This is a genomic window from Duganella sp. GW821-FHT07G03, assembly GCF_059418605.1.
On the sequence record NZ_JBWKQE010000003.1, the window covers coordinates 72,693 to 89,039 of the forward strand.

Genomic DNA, 16,347 nt, shown 5'->3' on the forward strand with positions numbered 1-16,347 from the left:
TTAAGAGTTCGCGCCGGTTTAGAGTTTGCCACGCAACCCCAGGTAGTATTGGCGGCCGTTCGAATACGAGGCGATAGGCTGGTCCTTGTTCTCGCCGTAGTAGCGCAGCACGGCGTTGTTGATGTTCAGCGCATCGAAGGTGATCGACAGGTTCTCGTTGATCTTGTAGTTGATCGACGCCGCCAGGTTGCCGGTTCCCGCCATCACCTGCGGGAAGCTGTTGTACAAGCCGCCGGAGAAGCTGGAGCGATAGGTGTAGGCCAGGCGGGCGCTCAAGCGGTCGTCCTCGTAGTAGGTCTCAGCGTTGTAGGTGTTTTTGGAATTTCCGACTACCGGCTTGCCGTCGGCCGCGCTGCCGTCGGTGTAGGTGTAGTTGGCCAGCACCCCAACGCCGCCGAACAGGTGCTGCTGGTAGGCCAGCTCCACGCCCTTGTTCTTGGCGCTGATATTGGTCGGCGAGGAGATGGCGTAGCTGTCGAAGCGCTTGAACGAGTTGTTGAAGTAGGTGAGGTTGGCCGTGCCGTAGGTGACGTAGGACGACATGTCCATGTAGAACACACCGGCCGACAGCAGCGCTTTCGGCGCGAAGTACCATTCCAGCGCGACGTCGTAGTTGGTCGAGCGGACCGGCTTCAGGTTCGGGTTGCCGCTGCTGCCGGTCAGGTTGGTGTCGTTCAGCGTGACCGCGCCAACCATGGCGCTGAAGTCGGGGCGCGCCATCGTCTTGGCGACGGCGGTGCGCGCCACCAGCTTGGGCGACAGGTCGAACTTGAAGTTCGCGCTTGGCAGGAAGTCGTTGTAACCGGTCTGGTTCAGCGTTGGCGTGTAGACGCCGTTCACGTTGTCCTGGCCGATGGGATGGTCGCCGCCAGGGATGTTGGTGATGGTGGCCTGGTTGGTGTGCACATAGCGCGCGCCCACGTTGCCGCGCCAGCCGTCGCCGGCCAGGTTGACCATGCCGTAGATGGCGCTGGATTTCTCCTTGACGTCCATTTCGCCGGCCCAGTTTTCGGTGGTCGGGCCGCCTGCCAAGTCGTACTTGGCCGCCCATGCGGCGATGTCGCCTGGATTGATCTGCCACACATTGCGCAGGAAGTTTGCGCTGTTGGTGATGCCGTTGCCGAAGTTGGATGGGTAGGTGGCGCCGTTCCAGGCCGGCAGCGGCGCCGAGGTGGTGCCGTCGCAGGCCTTGCAACCGCGGTTCTCCGGCTGGCTCACGCTGCGATGGTGCTCGGAGAAGCGCACGCCGAACTTGGCTGATTCCATGACGCCGCGATCGAGCCGCAACTCGCCATCGGCCTGCGCGTATTTTTCGCTGTCCTTGGTGATAACGTGCGAGCCCCATGCCGAAGCGGTGACGTAGTTGGTGAATTTGGAGGTGTCCGCGCCGGGGAAGGACATGGTGGCCGGCGACATGCCGTTCAGCGTGTAGCTGGAGCCGGCCCCGGTCAGGCCGGCCTCGTAGCCGATATCGGCCGGAGTCTTGCCGGAGCCGCGCGTGTAACCCACGCTGCCGCTGATGCGCAGGTCCTGGTTGACCTTGTAGCTGCCGTCCAGGTCAAGGTAGGCCGACGAGGACGATGAGCCGGGACGGTAGATCTGGTCGCCGAAGGCCGAGTACAGCGACGAGTTGTAGGTCTGGGTGGCGCTGACGGCCGGGTATTGCGATGCCGGTATGGTGGCTGCCACCAGCGTGCCACTCTTGATGGTGTAGGCCGACGGGATCACGCCGACCGAAGCGCCGGTATCCGGATTGGTGGCGTTGATGTTGGCGGCGATGTTGTTGTAGAAGCTGCGGTTGTAGTTGGCCGCGTCCAGCTGCGAGCTGAAGCCGTTGATGTCGAAGCTCAGGTCCTTGCTTGGCTTGAATTGCAGGTCGAAGGCGCCGCCGGTGCGCTTGCGGGTCTGTTCGAACAGCGAGGCGCTGATGCCGGCCGGCGCCAGGATGCCGGCCAGTTCCGGGTGCGCCTTGGCGGCGTTGCTGTCGGCGGCGATGGCGGTGTAACCGTAGAACTCCTGGCCGTCGCGGCGTTCGTGGCGCTTTTCCGAGAACAGCTGTACCAGCACGCCGAAGGTCTTGGCGTCGTTCTTCCAGCCGATCAGCGCATTCATTTGCGGATCGGTCTTGCTCGGCAGGTCGGAGTAGATGGCTTGCACCGTGCCTTCCACCGTCAGCTGCTTTTTGAAATCGAGCGGCTTGCGGGTCTCGATGTTGACCGAGCCGGCCACGCCGCCTTCGACCATGTCGGCCTGCTGGCTTTTCTGCACCGTGACGGCGCCGACGATCTCCGACGGCAGCAGCGCGTAGCTAACGCTGCGTCCCACGGCGCCGGCCTGGTCGAGCACGAACCAGTCGCCGGTGCCGATCGCGTGGCCGTTGACCTGCGTCTGGGTCAGGCTGGAGCTGGTGCCGCGGATGCTGACCCGGTCATTCTCGGCGAAACCGCCTTCGCCGCCGGCGGAGGACGAGATGTTCACGCCCGGTACGCGCTGGATGGCGTCGGCCACGTTCTTGTCCGGCATCTTGCCGATGTCCTCGGCCGATACCACTTCGGACAGCGTGTCGCTATTGCGCTTGCGGGCCAGCGCCTGCTGCAGGGATGCGCGGATGCCGGTGACCACCACCTGTTCGAGCGGTTGGGCGGCGCTGTCGCCGGCCTGCTGTTGCGCCATCGCCGGCGCGGCTGCGGCTGCGCATGCCAGCATCAATCCCACCGCCGCAGCGATAGGCGTGAGTGTCGTTTTGATCCCTGCGTTGCTGTCCATCTGCTCTCCCTCGTTTTTAGTGTGTGCAGATTGTCCCCAGTCTTCCTTAACGCCATCCAAAAGGAACCTTAAGGTTGTCCTAACGCTGTGGCGCGCAGACGATTGACAGTTCGGCGGGAAGATGCGTAGATACGGGCTTCACGAATGAGGTAGCGACATATGAAGATTTGCCTGGTCGAAGACGACCTGGAATTGGGCAAGGCCTTGCAAGCGGCCTTGCAGGATGCGGGACAGGAAGTGATCTGGGTGCGCCGCGCCAGCGACGCCCGTCATTGGGTGGAGAACGAGCCGTTCGACGCTGTGCTGCTGGACCTGGGCCTGCCGGACGGGAACGGCATCGACGTGCTGCGCGAACTGCGCTCGGCCGGCCACACGCTGCCGATCCTGGTCATCACCGCGCGCGACAGTTTGGAAGACCGCTTGAATGGCCTGGATCGTGGCGCCGACGATTACCTGGTCAAGCCATTCGTCGTCACGGAACTGCTGGCGCGGCTGCGCGCGGTGATGCGGCGCGCCACCGGCTGGAGCGAAGCCGGTGAGCCGGTGTGGAAGGTCAAGGACCTGGTGCTGGACGATAAGCGCATGCTGCTGACCCGCGCCGGCGCCAACGTCATCCTGTCGAAAACCGAATTCGCGCTGCTGCACGCGCTGATGCGCTATCCGGACCGCGTGCTGACCCGGCGCGAGCTGGAATCGCGCGCGCTGCCGCACAGCGAGGGCGCGGCGCTGGACGTCCACATGTCGCACCTGCGGCAGAAAATCGGCGAGGGCTATATCCGCACCGTGCGCGGCGTCGGTTACGTGGTCGACAAATGACGATGCACAACCGTTCGCTGTTCAAGCGCCTGCTGTTCGGCTTCATCTCGGTGATGATGTTGATCTGGCTGGCGAACCTGGCGCTGGACGTCTATGAAACCCGCACCAGCAAGCGGCGCGACATGCAACGCGAACTGCGCGCCAGCGCCTTGCGCATCATCGTGCTGATGCAAACGGTCGGCGAGCGTCCGCCGGAACAGGTCAAGCCGCTGGTGCGCAAGATGGAGCAGCTGCACTACGCGCTCTACACGGAGCTGGGCTGGTACATCCCGGCGCTGCAAACGCAGGTATGGCGGCATGGACAGCTGGTCTACACCTCGCCGGACCCGGGCCTGCCGCCCACCGATGCCGCCGCCGGCCCGCGCGGCCAGCCGCTCAAGGATGGCTGGGTGGTGTCGGTCGAAGACGATCCCGCCACCGGCGTCACCGTGCGCATGGCGACGGAGGTGATCGGCGAGTGGATGCTGCAGGTGTCCAGCATCGGCTACTATTTTGCGCCGCTGCTGTTCAGCGTACCGTTCCTGTTGCTGCCGGCGTGGTTCATCATCCGCGTCGGGTTGCGGCCGTTGAAGTCCATCGTCGGCGAGATCGAAGAACGCTCGGCCACCGACCTGTCGCCGCTGGCGCCGTCGCCGTACCTGGAATTATCGCCGCTGGTCGGATCGGTCAATCGCCTGATGGAACGGCTGACTGAAAGGCTGGAGCGCGAGCAGGAATTTCTGGTCGATGCCGCGCACGAACTCAAGACGCCGCTGTCCATCATCCAGATCAACGCCGATACGCTGACCACGACACGCACCGCACAGCGGTTGGAGGAGGCGGGGCAGGGCTTGCGTACAGGCGTGCAGCGCGCCACGCACACGGTGCACCAGTTGCTGGCCCTGGCCCGCTCGGGCGGTGATCGGGACCACGCCAGCCTGGTGCCGCGCGACCTGGTCGAACTGGTGGCGGACCGGCTGGCGCTGGCCGGGCAGATCGCCGCCACCCGCCATATCGAAATCGAATTGCAGGCGCCGGAGCGCTGCATGCTGGCCATGCACATGGAAAGCATGGCGTCGTTGATCGATAACCTGGTCAGCAACGCCGTCAAGTATTCGCCGGAAGATGGCCGCGTGACGGTGGCTCTGACCCAGGCGGAGGGCCGCATTGTCCTCTCGGTCGCCGACCAGGGGCCCGGCATCGCGCCGGAAATGCAGCGCAAAGTATTCGAACGCTTCTTCCGTCTGCCGGACCAGGACCAGGCGGGCAGCGGTTTGGGCCTGGCCATCGCCGAACGCGCCGCCGCGCGCAACCAGGGGCGCATCCAGCTGGCCAATCGCGAGGATGGGCCGGGATTGCTGGTCGCGGTGAGCTTTGCCGATGTAAGGGAGTGACGTATATTTTCTTTGTTATTTATGCCATATAATCGGGCCGCTGACACTCTCAAAAGCCGCCATGAACTATCTGACCCGTTTTCGACCGCTGATCCTCGCCGTGCCGCTGCTGCTGGCCGGCTGCCAATCCACCATGCAGCGCATCGCCGATTGCAAAGTCGGCGACTGGGCCGCCATCGGGCATAAGGACGGTGTGTCGGGCGAGCCGTCCGACTACTCCGAGCGCAAGGATTTCTGCGAGGATCATGCCGATGACAAGAAGCCCGCAGCCATCGGCGCCGAGGCGCAGTACATCGCCGGTTGGGCGCAGGGCAACTGGGACCTGTGGTCGCAGCTTGGCCAGCAGGATGGCGGCAAAGGACTCCAGTCGCAATATGACGCGCACGCCGCCGGCGACGAGGTCCGCAAACACAAGACACCCCTGAACCGTCCCGCCTACGATGCCGGCTGGGCGATCGGCAATTCCGACTACTGGAAAGGGATGGGCAAACGCTCAGGCACCGACGGCCAGCCCTTGTCAGCCCAGAAGGATGCCGCCCGCGCCAAGGCTGCCGGCATGCAGCTGCGCTTCGACGAAGCCGCCTACACCGATGGCTGGCAGATCGGCAACCGCACCTTCTGGCAGGACGCCGGCTACACCGATGCGCGCAACGGCACGCCGGACAGCGCCTTCCGTGACCGTGCGGCCAGCGCCCGCAGCGCCGGCGTACAGGTGCAGGAAGAAGCCTATCGCGCCGCCTGGAACGGGGAGATCGTCAACTACTGGCGCAATCTCGGCACGCAGGATGCCGTCAGCGGCAAGGACTTCGGCTTGCGCAGCAAGGAGGCGCGCGCCAAGGGCCTGAAGATTTTCGAATCCGAGTATCGCCAGGCCTGGGAAGCGCGCCTGACCGACTATTGGCGCCAGGCCGGCGCCGACGACGGCTACGGCAAGCCTTTCATGCTGGACGATCGCATCGCCAACGCCGGCCGCAATGGCGTGTTTGTGATCGCGGCGACGCGCGACCTGTACACGTCGGCATGGGACGCGCAGAACGCCAAATACTGCTTGCCGGAGAATGCCTTTGAACGTGGCCGCACCAACAGCGGCATGGCGGTCGACGTCTGCCGCGTCGAATTGCGCAACCAGTTAAAGCACGCCTATGTCAGCGGGCAGGATTATGAAGTGGCTGCGGCCAAACATCGTCAGGCGGTTGACGACGCCAACGAGGTTTCGGGGCGCCTGAACGACGCGCACCGTCGACTGGAGCGGCTGCTGCGCGAGATCCGCTCGAACCTGGAGGCCAAGGACCGCGTCGTCAACGACGACACCAGGAAGCAGGATGCCCGCCGCGAGCAGGAGCGGCGCGATCTGGTCGACTATATCCGGCAACTGGAGCGGCAGCTGGACGACGCCCGCCGCTGGGTGGAGCGTCACGAACAGCAAATGCAGCGTCTGCGCCGCGAGATTTACTAAGCCTTAAAAATCGGCTTGCATTTCAGCCAAGATGCTCTATGATTGCGATACTGTGCTACTTCACTAGCACACTAAACACATTCAATGGAGCATCAATGCCATCGTCGCCAGATCACTGCATGCCCGGCACTGTCCGCGCAAAAACCCTCCGTTTGCTTGGCGCGCTGTTGCTGGCGATGGCCAGCGGCACGTCGGCCGTCGCCGCAGAGCCCGCGCCATCCACCCTGCAAGAGCTGGACCAGCGCCTGGCGAAAATGTTTGCGCAGCGCGGCATTCCGGGCGCGGCGCTCGCCCTGGTGGAAGATGGCAAGGTAGTCCTGCTCAAGGGCTATGGCGTGGCGGACAAGGCCAGCGCCGCACAGGTCACGCCGGATACGATCTTCCGTGCCGCCTCGATTTCCAAGAGCTTCACCAGCATCGCCGTCATGCAGCTGGTCGAAAACGGCAAACTGAAACTGGACGCGCGACTGGCCGACCTGGCGCCCGAAATCAGCTTCCATAATCCATGGGAACAAAGCGACCCGGTACGGCTCGTTCACTTGCTCGAACATACGACGGGGTGGCCTGACATCAGTACGCGCGTCGAGCTGCAGAACGGTCCCGGCTGGCCGGTGCGGCGCGGTGTCGAGTTCGCCAGCCCCGAGTATGTCAGTCGTTGGCGGCCGGGCCAGTTTGCCGTCTATGCAAACGCTGGCCCGGCGGTGGCGGGCTATGTGCTGGAAAAAGTCTCAGGACAGGACTTTGCTGCCTACGAGCGTGACCACGTGTTGCGGCCGATGGGCATGGCGAGCGCCGATTTCACGCTGACGCCGGAACCGGCGGCCAGGCTGGCCAAGAGCTACGCCCCCGACGGCAAGCCGACGCCGTACCAGCACATCATCATGCCGCCGTCCGGATCGCTGGCCACCAGCGTGCGGGAACTATCGCGCCTGCTTCTATTCTTTGTGGGCAGGGGCACGGTCGATGGACAGCGGATTTTGTCGGCGCAGGCAGTCGAGCGTATCGAGCATGGCGAGTCCTCGCTGGCCGCGCGGGCAGGGTTGGACGAAGGCTATGGCCTGGGCAACTTCCCGTTGAGTGAAGCCGGGCCGAGCTTTCGAGGGCACAACGGAGAGATCGATTCCTTTACTTCCGTGTACGGCTATTCCGTTGCGCAAGGCAGTGGTTATGTGGTGCTGGCCAATGGCGGCGAAGGCGTGGATTTCCGGACGCCGGTTACCGGCTTGATCCAGGCTTACCTGAGCCGCAAGCATGTGTTTTCCCCAGCGCCGCTGTTCCCCGTCGACCAGGCGGAACTCGCCGCACTGACCGGTTTCTATCGCAATGTGACGCCGGCCAAGGACTTGATGCGTCCCTATGCGGAGGTGTTGGGCATGTCGCGGGTCACCTTGGCCGATGGCGGCCTGCGCATCAGTGGCAAGCCTTATCTGCCGACCGGCAAACACACTTTTCGCCGCGCCGATCGGGAAGCGACCAGCCTGGCCTTCGCCGTGCAAGACGGAGAGACCTACCTGCTGTCGGGCGGCCTGGGTGACCGCAAGCGCGAAGCCGCGTGGCGCATCGCCGGCTACGCCACGGTGGCTGCGCTGGCCTTGCTAGGCGGCGTATTCGACCTGTTGGCTTTGCCTGTCTGGGGCGTGGCCGCATATCGGAAGACCCTGCAAGCGAGGGGCGGCTGGAAGGTGCGGGTCATGCCGTTGTTGGCCGTGGGCAGCTTGTGCGCCACCTTTATCTTGCCCTTGATCGGCCTGTCCGGAGGAATCGGGACCATGGCAATGCTGGCCACGCCGAGCCTGCTTTCACTGCTGATTTTGTTGTGCAGCGTGGCCTTCCCGCTGCTTGCGGCGGCGGGCATGTGGTACGCGCTGAGGACCAGGCACGCCAGCCGGCTGGTGCGCTGGCATGCCGGGCTCACATCGGCAGGGATACTGGTCATCGCCGCTTATGCATGGTCGATCGGTTGGATCGGCATGCGCACCTGGACAATGTAACGGACGATGACGCCTTTCGGGGCCGGCAATATTTGGTAACAATACGCGGGCTTTCGCGGCCAGGCGCTTGCGTTATCATTACGCCATGTCCGCGCCACGATCCGATGAAGTCCTGATGCTCAGCTATCGCGATGGCGATCTGGCGGCGTTCGCGGAACTGTATCGGCGGCACAGCCAGGGCTTGTATCTATTCCTGGCATGGCGATCGCCGCGCCGCGAGTGGGTCAACGACATCATGCAGGACAGCTGGGCCAATCTGCACCAGGCCCGCGCGCGCTACGAGCCCGGCGCCAGCTTCCGCACCTATCTCTTCCAGATCGCCCGCAACCGCCTGATCGACCTGATACGCCTGAACGAGCACGTGCTGCTGGCCAGCGACGGCGGCGAGGACGATTGGTTCGATCACATGGCCGACGCCGCACATGACAGCCCGGCGCCCGACGGCCAACTGGAACGCAAGCAGCAGACCAGCCGTTTGCATGCGATGATACGCTTGCTGCCGGTCGACCAGCGCGAGGCGCTGGTGCTACAGCAGTTCAACGGCATGAGCCTGGAAGAAATCGCGGAACTGGTGGCGGCGCCGGTGGAGACTGTGAAAAGCCGCCTGCGTTATGCGATGCGCAAGTTACGGCAGGAGTTGGCGCCGGCGGCCGAAGAGGCGAGAGCATGAATCCACACGATCACACTGAAGACACAGAGTTCGAAGACTTCCTCAAAGGCGAGGGGGATGTGGCGCGTCAGCTGCGGGAGCTGCCGCAGCCGCAGCTGCCGGAGGCTTTGTCGGCCGCCATCCTGGCGCGGGCGGCCTCGGACCTGGACGGTGCCGCCGTGCCGGGTGCGGCGGCCAACGACACTGTGCATCATGCCGTGCCTGCAGCACCGCCGGCGCGCCACTATCTGCGGCGCGCGCGGGTTCCGCTCGGCCTTGCCGCCAGCGTGGTGCTGGCCTTGTTTGTGGTGCGCGGCTTGATGCCGCAGGCGTTCGGACCGGAGGTGGTCTCGCAGGAGGCTGCGGCGCCGGATGCAAAAATGGTTGCCGCAAGCCCGGCGGAGCAAGCGCCTTCCGCTGCCGTGTCGGCACCACCGCCGCCCCCGCCGAAGCTCGCGCAGGTGAAGCGGTCAACGGTTCGGACAGCGACGCGGCCGGCCCCTGTCGCTGATATCGTCATCGCGGATGGCGCCATCGCAGCGGCGCCGTCGCCACCCAAACCAATTGCTGTCGAATCGTCGGCCAGCGCCGACTACGCGCGCGCGCAGAAGCCTATGATGCTTGCTGCGCCCGCGCCTGATCCGAAGGCGCTGGGCTATTCCGCTGCGGCGCCAGTGTCGATGCGGAGCGCGCCAGCGGCGGAAACCTTGTCGGCGCCGGCCTGGCTGGCGCGCATGACCGACATGCTGAAGGCCGGCCAAACGAAAGAAGCGCAGGCGGAGTGGCTGAAGTTCCGCATGCGCTATCCCGATGCCGAGGTGCCGCCAGAATTACGGCAGCAGCTCGACGCGATCAATTAACGTCAAATTCCCCGACCAGTACCGTGCTGCCAGTGTCGCGCAGGCGCAGCGTCACCATCTGGTCGCGCTGTTTCGGCGTGCCGAAGCCGGTGCTGAGGCGCAGTTGCACAGTGGTGGCGCCGGCCACGATCTGCCGGCTATGTCCGAACGAGTTGACCTCCACGCGATATTTGCCCGGCTTGGCCACCCGTAGTGAAAATTCCTCCGGCCCGTAACCGCCGGTGAAGTCGCGCGACATGCGGCCGCCCTGGTAGGTGTAGCGGTTGGCGTAGTAGCATTTCTCCCCATTCGGATCGGTGACCCATAAGTCGATGTCGGTGTTGTCGGCGTCCCAGGTCAGCACTGCCCGCAAGGCCAGCGGCAGGTTGCGCAGCAGGCGGCGGTCGATGCGACTGGTATCCGGCTTGGCGGCGGCCTTGGCGACGATGGCGTTGAGCTCCGCCAGCGTCACCAGTTCGATCTCGGCGAAGCGGCCGTCCCACGGGCGGTTGAGCACCTCCGCAAGTTGGTCGATTGCGGGTTGCACCTGGCCGGCGGCGGCGTAGGCGAGTCCCAGGTCGCGATACGATTGCGGTTCTTCCTCGGCCAGCCGCAGCACCTGCTGGAAGACCGGAATCGCCAGCGCCGGCTCACCAGCCTGCAGCAGGCGGTAGCCGAGGATGCGCAAGACCTGGCGGTTTTCCAGGTTCATTTCCGCCAGGTTCGAGAGTACGCGCAGCGCCAGGTCGCGCTGGCCTTGTTCGAGCAGCATGTCGGCGCTGTCCAGGAAAAAGGCGCTGCTGTTGGTGTAGTTCGGTTTCTCGTCCAGGTAAATCGCATACAGGTCGGCCGCTTTGGCGGACTTCATGCGGGCGCGGTACGGCTCGTTGGGTGACCACTTCTTGAGCTGGATGCTGGCGGTGCCTGGGTCGCCGACCGCTGCCGCCTGAGGCTTAGCGGTCGTTTCCGCGCGTTGTGACTCCATTCGACCATAGCTTGCCACGGGCGCTGCCAGAGGCGCCGGTGGCGGCGCGTATGCCGAGCGTGCCGCCCTGATTGACTCTGGCGCGGCGTCGGCTGATACTTCGCCGGACTCCTTGAGGTCTATCCGCTTTGGCACGCCGGACTTCGGATAACTCTTTTCCCACCATGCGACCTTTTGTTCGAACTCGCGCACAATCTGGTCGGTGTGCTGAACGGTGACGCGCCGTTGCGATACAAGCCGGTTCTGTTTGAGCTGGGCGTAGGCCTCCTTGTAGGCTGCCGGTGGTTCGATGTCGTAGCGTATGTAGTCGTCCAGGCGATCCAGCACCAGCAGCGAGGTCTCGCGCGTGGGTATGCCGAAGCGTTGGCCGATGCGGCGGATTTCACCGCGCTTCAAGTCATAGTCCGCCTCCAGCGCTTGCAGGCGGTAACCGGCCCACACGCCGGCGGCCAGCGGATGATATGGCGCACCGTCATTCACTGGCAGGGTCACAGTGTGGTTCTTGCCTTGCTGCGTCAAGGTCAGTGTCAGTTCCGCCGAGGGCTGCGCCAGTCGCCCTGTGATGCGCAGCACGCCGTCTTGCGGTTCATGCGATTCCACCGAAATATCCTTGGCGCCGTTGGCGGTGATATCGCTCAATCGCAGCGTATCCGCCAGTAGCGCTTGCGAGGCTTGCGCCGGCTGGTCCGCTTGCAGCTGCACCAGGCGGCCACCGTTGCGTTCCGCCAGCGCGGCCAGGCGCCCGCTGTCCGACACCAGCGCCGAATTCAAGGCAAACAAGCGCTGGGCCTTGGCCAGTGTGGGGAAGGGCGCATCGCCATAGTTGGACAGCCCGTCGCTGACCAACAGGTATTCGTTGATGTCCGCTTCCGGCTTCCACGCGCCGAGCGCACTGGCGCCATCGTAGGCGGTTGCCGCCAGTGCGGTTCGCAAGGTGCTCCAATTGCCGTTGAAGATGCGGAAGCGCTGGCTGGCCTCGGCGCGGTCGCGCAGGCGGATCAGGCGCACTTCCACATTGGGCACGGCTCTGAAGTAGTGATCCAGCACGGCCAGTTCGGCTTCGGTTTGGCGCTGTGCGCCCGAGCCGGAGCTGTCCCACAACAGTCCCAATACGGCAGGCGGCATGCGCACCTGTGGCGCGCTGTTGCCGCCGACGGCGATCTCGCAGAGGAAGTAGGTATCGCCGTCAAATTCCTGCACAAACGTTTGCGGCTGCGTGGAGGCGGCCAGTATCAGTTCCAGCGTGCCATCGGCGCGGTAAGCGCTTTTGGTCACGCGGGCGCGATAGCCGTCCTGCTGTCGCTCGAACTGCATGCCGCCCAACACACCGCGAGGCTGCGGCGCGGAGGTCGCGCCGTGCACGTTTAGTTCTAGATCAAATTCGGCGATGGCGTCGCCGTACGCCAGAGGCAGGCGATAGAGGCGCTGGCCTTCATTGCGCGCCAGCGGTTCGGCGTATTTCAGCTGCACGGTGCGGGTACCGCGCGGCGGTATCGGATAAACGCGCAGTTTGAAATTGTTCCCCTGCGTGACCTCCAGCAGCGCCGGATCGATGCGGCGGCGCTCGACCTCTTCAAAGATCATGCGGCCCTTGGCCTTCTCGACCGGCACGGCCGGCCGCAGCGCGCCGTCGATATCCAGCGCGAAGGCCGTTATCCGTTGTCCGGGCAGCAGCGGGAATTGCAGCTCGCCTTCCAGTTGAACCGTATTGGGATTGTAGAACACCATCTCCACGGTGGTTTGCGCCAGGCCTCCACTAATCTCTGCGTTGAGGTGCAGGCTTTGCAGACGCACCGGCGTTTGCGCGCGCGGCACGATCAGGCGGGGCGGCATGATGGGCGGTATCGGCGCGATGGCGTGGGCCATCGTCGATACCGCCATAAAAAACACGACTAGCAGTGGGCGTAACATGACGTCTCCTTCACCGGAAAAGCCCGGCGTCCAACATGAAACGGCGCAGCCCAGCAAACGGGGTTAAACCATCTGAAAAAAATCCATGCGGCAGCGCAGCAATTTTCAATTGCTTTATTTGCAGTTATTGCTATCATTTCCCTGGCTTACCGCCGAGGAGAGTAGATGAATGCCCCGAACACGTCTCACCCGAATTACGACATACTGATCGCTGCGGCGCGCAAAGTAGGCCCCGTGACGGTCGCCGTCGCGCACCCGTGCGACCGCCATGCGCTGGAGGCGGCGCTGGACGCCGCCCGCATGGGTTTAATCAGCCCGATACTGGTCGGTCCGCAGGCGCGCATCCGCAAGGCTGCGGAAGAGGCGGGACTGGACATCTCGGCGCTACCCTTGATCGACACTGAACATAGCCACGCGTCGGCGTTCCGCGCGGTGGAGCTGATCCGCGAAGGAAAAGCCTCGGTACTGATGAAGGGCAGCCTGCACACCGACGAGTTGATGGGCGCCGTGGTGGCCGGCGACACCGGCCTGCGCACCGGCCGCCGCCTGAGCCACTGCTTCGTGATGGACGTGCCGGGCCGCAGCGAGCCGCTGATCATCACCGACGCAGCCGTCAACATCAATCCCACGCTGGACGACAAGGTCGACATCATCCAGAACGCCATCGACCTGGCCCATGTGCTCAAGTTCGATCCCGTCAAGGTGGCCATCCTGGCGGCGGTCGAAACGGTCAGCGCCAAGATGCCGTCGACAATCGACGCAGCCGCGCTGTGCAAGATGGCGGACCGTGGCCAGATCACCGGCGGCATCCTCGATGGTCCGCTGGCGATGGACAACGCCATCGATCCGGAGGCGGCGGCCATCAAGCATCTTGTATCGCCGGTGGCCGGCAAGGCGAACATCCTGGTGGCGCCGGATCTGGAAGCAGGCAATATGCTGGCCAAGAGCCTGACCTTCATGGCGGGCGCCGCGGCGGCCGGCATCGTGCTCGGCGCCCGCGTGCCGATCATCCTGACCAGCCGCGCCGATTCGGTGACCGCGCGCCTCGCCTCCTGCGCGGTGGCGGTGCTGGTGGCGCACGACAAGCTGGCCAGCGCCCGCATCCTCGGAGACTGACGCGATGGCCCCCAACGATAGCATCGTCGTCATCAACGCCGGCTCGTCGAGCATCAAGTTCTCGCTGTTCAGCGGCGGCGCGCTGGCGTTGACCTTCAAGGGCAAGATCGAGAACCTGTACAGCGGCGTCACGCGCTTCAGCGCCCAGGACGCGCAGGGCAAATCCATTGGAGAGCGCAGCTGGCCGGACGCTCCGCTGGACCACGAAGCCGGCATGCGCTTCCTGATCGATTTCTCGCAGACCCACCTCGAAGGCCATCGCGTGGTGGCGGTCGGGCATCGCATTGTGCATGGCGGCGTGGCCTACAGCGGGCCGCAGCGCCTGAACCCTGAAGTGCTGACAGCGCTGGAGAAGCTGATACCACTGGCCCCACTGCACCTGCCGCACAACCTGGCGCCGGTGCGCGCCGTGATGGCGATGGCGCCGGGCGTGCCGCAGATCGGCTGTTTCGACACCGCCTTCCACGTTGGGCAGCCGGCGCAAGCCCAGGCTTTCGCGCTGCCGGCGCGGATCACGGAGCAGGGCGTGCGGCGCTACGGTTTCCACGGACTTTCATACGAATACATCGCCAGCCGCCTGCCGGACGCCGATCCATCGCTGTCCGGCGCCAAGGTGGTGGCTGCGCATCTGGGCAACGGCGCCAGCATGTGCGCGATGGCGGCGGGACGCAGCGTTGCCAGCTCGATGGGTTTTACCGCCGTGGACGGCCTGCCGATGGGCACGCGTTGCGGCGCGCTCGATCCCGGCGTGGTGCTCTACCTGATCGATGAACTGGGCATGGATGTCGGCGCCGTGCAGAAAATGCTGTACCAGGAATCGGGCCTGCTCGGCGTCTCCGGGATTTCGTCGGACATGCGCACGCTGGAGCAGAGCGACGATCCACGCGCCAAGGCAGCGATTGATTTAATGGTCTATCGCATCGGCCGCGAACTTGGTTCGCTGGCGGCCGCCTTGAGCGGGCTCGATGCGCTGGTCTTCTCGGGCGGCATAGGCGAGAACAGTGTCGCCTTGCGCGCCGCCGTCTGCCGCGACGCGGCCTGGCTGGGCGTGAAGCTGGATGCCGCCGCCAACGCGGACTATCCGCGCGGCGTGGCGCGCATCAGCACCGCCGATAGCAAAGTGGCGGTCTGGGTGGTGCCCGCCAATGAAGAATTGATGATAGCCCGTCACACGCTGACCTTATTGGAGCATGCATGAACACGGAAACGATTTATCCGATTTTGGCCGGCAAGCGCGCGCTGGTGGTGGGCGTGGCCAACGAACATTCGATCGCCTGGGGCTGTGCGCTGGCGTTCCGCAAGCTGGGCGCGGAAGTCGTGCTCACTTATCTGAACGAAAAGGCGTTGCCGTACGTAGCGCCGCTGGCTGCGGAAATCGACGCGCAGCTGCTGCCGCTGGACGTGACGAAGCCCGGCGAGATGGAAGCGCTGTTTGCCACGCTGGCGAAGCAAGGCAAGCTGGATATCCTGGTGCATTCGATCGCCTTCGCGCCCAAGGCCGATCTGCAAGGCGGACTGCTGGACTGTTCGCTGGAAGGTTTTTTGCAGGCGATGGATGTATCCTGCCACTCCTTCGTGCGCATGGCCAAGTTGGCCGTGCCGCTGATGACGGACGGCGGCAGCATGTTCGCCATGAGCTACCACGGCGCCGAGAAGGTCGTCCCGAACTACAACGTCATGGGCCCGGTGAAGGCGGCGCTGGAAGCGTGCTGCCGCTATCTGGCCTATGAGCTGGGTCCCCACGGCATCCGCGTACACGCCATCTCGCCAGGACCGCTGCAAACGCGGGCCGCCTCCGGTCTGAAGGACTTCGAACTGCTGCTGCGCGACGCGGCGACACGGGCGCCGCTGGGGCAACTGGTCGATATCCTCGATGTCGGCAACACCTGCGCCTACCTGGCTTCGCAATATGCGCATCGCCTGACAGGCAGCACCGTGTATGTCGATGGCGGCCTGAATATCATCGCTTGAGGATCTCAATGGCTGCCCACGTCACACTGCAAGACATCGATGAAGACAATTTCGAGAGTTTCATGGATATGGAACTGCCGGAACATCAACGCGATTACCTGGACAGCAATGCCTATTCGATCGCGCAGTCCAAGTTCTATCCCGACTTCTTCACCCACGGGATCTACTGCGACGGCGAGCCTGCCGGCTTCCTGCTATACGATTGCCGCGCGGACGATGTCCCCGGCCTGTACGGCATCTACCGCTTCATGGTCGATTATCCACGGCAGGGCAAGGGCATAGGCCGCAAGGCGATGGCGCTGCTGTTGGCGGAACTGCGCGCGAAGCCCGATGTCCAGCGCATCATCATCTACTACAAGCCGGATAATGCGGTGGCGCGCGAGTTCTATCGCAGCTTCGGCTTCCACGAATGCGGCATCGATGAGGAAGGCGAGATGATCGCCGAGATCATCCCGTCAGGGCTCGCCGATTAGC

At 64.3% G+C, this 16,347-nt stretch carries 12 protein-coding genes; 10 read left to right on the plus strand and 2 right to left on the minus strand.

Annotated features, from left to right (window positions below; genetic code table 11):
* Positions 1 to 18: 18 nt before the first annotated feature.
* The gene (locus AC07OK_RS06050; RefSeq protein WP_494689443.1) at positions 19 to 2,766 is read right to left on the minus strand and encodes a TonB-dependent receptor; all 2,748 of its coding nucleotides are present in this window, start codon (positions 2,764 to 2,766) and stop codon (positions 19 to 21) included.
* 159 nt (positions 2,767 to 2,925) lie between these two features.
* On the opposite strand from AC07OK_RS06050, the gene AC07OK_RS06055 reads away from it, so the two are divergent.
* From AC07OK_RS06055 to AC07OK_RS06080, 6 genes are all read left to right on the plus strand, one after another.
* Entirely contained in the window at positions 2,926 to 3,582 is a 657-nt protein-coding gene (locus AC07OK_RS06055; protein ID WP_494689444.1) for a response regulator transcription factor, read from the plus strand.
* Entirely contained in the window at positions 3,579 to 4,955 is a 1,377-nt protein-coding gene (locus AC07OK_RS06060) for a sensor histidine kinase (protein ID WP_494689445.1), read from the plus strand. Before AC07OK_RS06055 ends, AC07OK_RS06060 begins: the two co-directional genes overlap by 4 nt.
* Before the next feature lie 61 nt (positions 4,956 to 5,016).
* A complete protein-coding gene (locus AC07OK_RS06065) occupies positions 5,017 to 6,411 on the plus strand; it encodes a DUF2799 domain-containing protein (RefSeq protein ID WP_494689446.1) in 1,395 nt (464 codons plus the stop codon).
* 119 nt (positions 6,412 to 6,530) lie between these two features.
* On the plus strand, positions 6,531 to 8,402 hold the full coding sequence (locus AC07OK_RS06070; protein ID WP_494689447.1) for a serine hydrolase domain-containing protein: 1,872 nt from the start codon (positions 6,531 to 6,533) through the stop codon (positions 8,400 to 8,402).
* A gap of 85 nt (positions 8,403 to 8,487) precedes the next feature.
* Positions 8,488 to 9,072, plus strand: a complete 585-nt coding sequence (locus AC07OK_RS06075; RefSeq protein WP_494689448.1) for a sigma-70 family RNA polymerase sigma factor — start codon at positions 8,488 to 8,490, stop codon at positions 9,070 to 9,072.
* Positions 9,069 to 9,911: a hypothetical protein gene (locus tag AC07OK_RS06080; protein ID WP_494689449.1), complete on the plus strand. Its 843-nt coding sequence runs from the start codon at positions 9,069 to 9,071 to the stop codon at positions 9,909 to 9,911. Before AC07OK_RS06075 ends, AC07OK_RS06080 begins: the two co-directional genes overlap by 4 nt.
* On the opposite strand, the gene AC07OK_RS06085 is transcribed toward AC07OK_RS06080, so the two are convergent.
* The gene (locus tag AC07OK_RS06085; protein WP_494689450.1) at positions 9,904 to 12,786 is read right to left on the minus strand and encodes a DUF2135 domain-containing protein; all 2,883 of its coding nucleotides are present in this window, start codon (positions 12,784 to 12,786) and stop codon (positions 9,904 to 9,906) included. The two genes, AC07OK_RS06080 and AC07OK_RS06085, sit on opposite strands and share 8 nt — an antisense overlap.
* 165 nt (positions 12,787 to 12,951) lie before the next feature.
* On the opposite strand from AC07OK_RS06085, the gene AC07OK_RS06090 reads away from it, so the two are divergent.
* Genes AC07OK_RS06090 through AC07OK_RS06105 form a run of 4 tightly spaced genes read left to right on the plus strand, consistent with a single transcriptional unit; the run spans position 12,952 to position 16,346 of the window.
* On the plus strand, positions 12,952 to 13,902 hold the full coding sequence (locus AC07OK_RS06090; protein WP_494689451.1) for a phosphate acetyltransferase: 951 nt from the start codon (positions 12,952 to 12,954) through the stop codon (positions 13,900 to 13,902).
* A gap of 4 nt (positions 13,903 to 13,906) precedes the next feature.
* The gene (locus tag AC07OK_RS06095) at positions 13,907 to 15,100 is read left to right on the plus strand and encodes an acetate/propionate family kinase (protein WP_494689452.1); all 1,194 of its coding nucleotides are present in this window, start codon (positions 13,907 to 13,909) and stop codon (positions 15,098 to 15,100) included.
* Positions 15,097 to 15,873, plus strand: a complete 777-nt coding sequence (gene fabI, locus AC07OK_RS06100) for an enoyl-ACP reductase FabI (RefSeq protein WP_494689453.1) — start codon at positions 15,097 to 15,099, stop codon at positions 15,871 to 15,873. The genes AC07OK_RS06095 and fabI overlap by 4 nt, the downstream gene beginning before the upstream one ends.
* Before the next feature lie 8 nt (positions 15,874 to 15,881).
* Positions 15,882 to 16,346, plus strand: coding sequence for a GNAT family N-acetyltransferase (locus tag AC07OK_RS06105; RefSeq protein ID WP_494689454.1), 465 nt, complete (start codon positions 15,882 to 15,884; stop codon positions 16,344 to 16,346).
* Position 16,347 lies beyond the last annotated feature (1 nt).

What these genes read in the sequence shown, in the direction of transcription:
- AC07OK_RS06090 (WP_494689451.1), top strand. Translation starts at nt 12,952, where the DNA reads ATGAATGCCCCGAACACGTCTCACCCGAATTACGACATACTGATCGCT.
- fabI (WP_494689453.1), top strand. Translation starts at nt 15,097, where the DNA reads ATGAACACGGAAACGATTTATCCGATTTTGGCCGGCAAGCGCGCGCTG.
- AC07OK_RS06070 (WP_494689447.1), top strand. Translation starts at nt 6,531, where the DNA reads ATGCCCGGCACTGTCCGCGCAAAAACCCTCCGTTTGCTTGGCGCGCTG.
- AC07OK_RS06060 (WP_494689445.1), top strand. Translation starts at nt 3,579, where the DNA reads ATGACGATGCACAACCGTTCGCTGTTCAAGCGCCTGCTGTTCGGCTTC.
- AC07OK_RS06085 (WP_494689450.1), bottom strand. Translation starts at nt 12,786, where the DNA reads ATGTTACGCCCACTGCTAGTCGTGTTTTTTATGGCGGTATCGACGATG.
- AC07OK_RS06065 (WP_494689446.1), top strand. Translation starts at nt 5,017, where the DNA reads ATGAACTATCTGACCCGTTTTCGACCGCTGATCCTCGCCGTGCCGCTG.
- AC07OK_RS06105 (WP_494689454.1), top strand. Translation starts at nt 15,882, where the DNA reads ATGGCTGCCCACGTCACACTGCAAGACATCGATGAAGACAATTTCGAG.
- AC07OK_RS06075 (WP_494689448.1), top strand. Translation starts at nt 8,488, where the DNA reads ATGTCCGCGCCACGATCCGATGAAGTCCTGATGCTCAGCTATCGCGAT.
- AC07OK_RS06050 (WP_494689443.1), bottom strand. Translation starts at nt 2,766, where the DNA reads ATGGACAGCAACGCAGGGATCAAAACGACACTCACGCCTATCGCTGCG.
- AC07OK_RS06080 (WP_494689449.1), top strand. Translation starts at nt 9,069, where the DNA reads ATGAATCCACACGATCACACTGAAGACACAGAGTTCGAAGACTTCCTC.
- AC07OK_RS06055 (WP_494689444.1), top strand. Translation starts at nt 2,926, where the DNA reads ATGAAGATTTGCCTGGTCGAAGACGACCTGGAATTGGGCAAGGCCTTG.
- AC07OK_RS06095 (WP_494689452.1), top strand. Translation starts at nt 13,907, where the DNA reads ATGGCCCCCAACGATAGCATCGTCGTCATCAACGCCGGCTCGTCGAGC.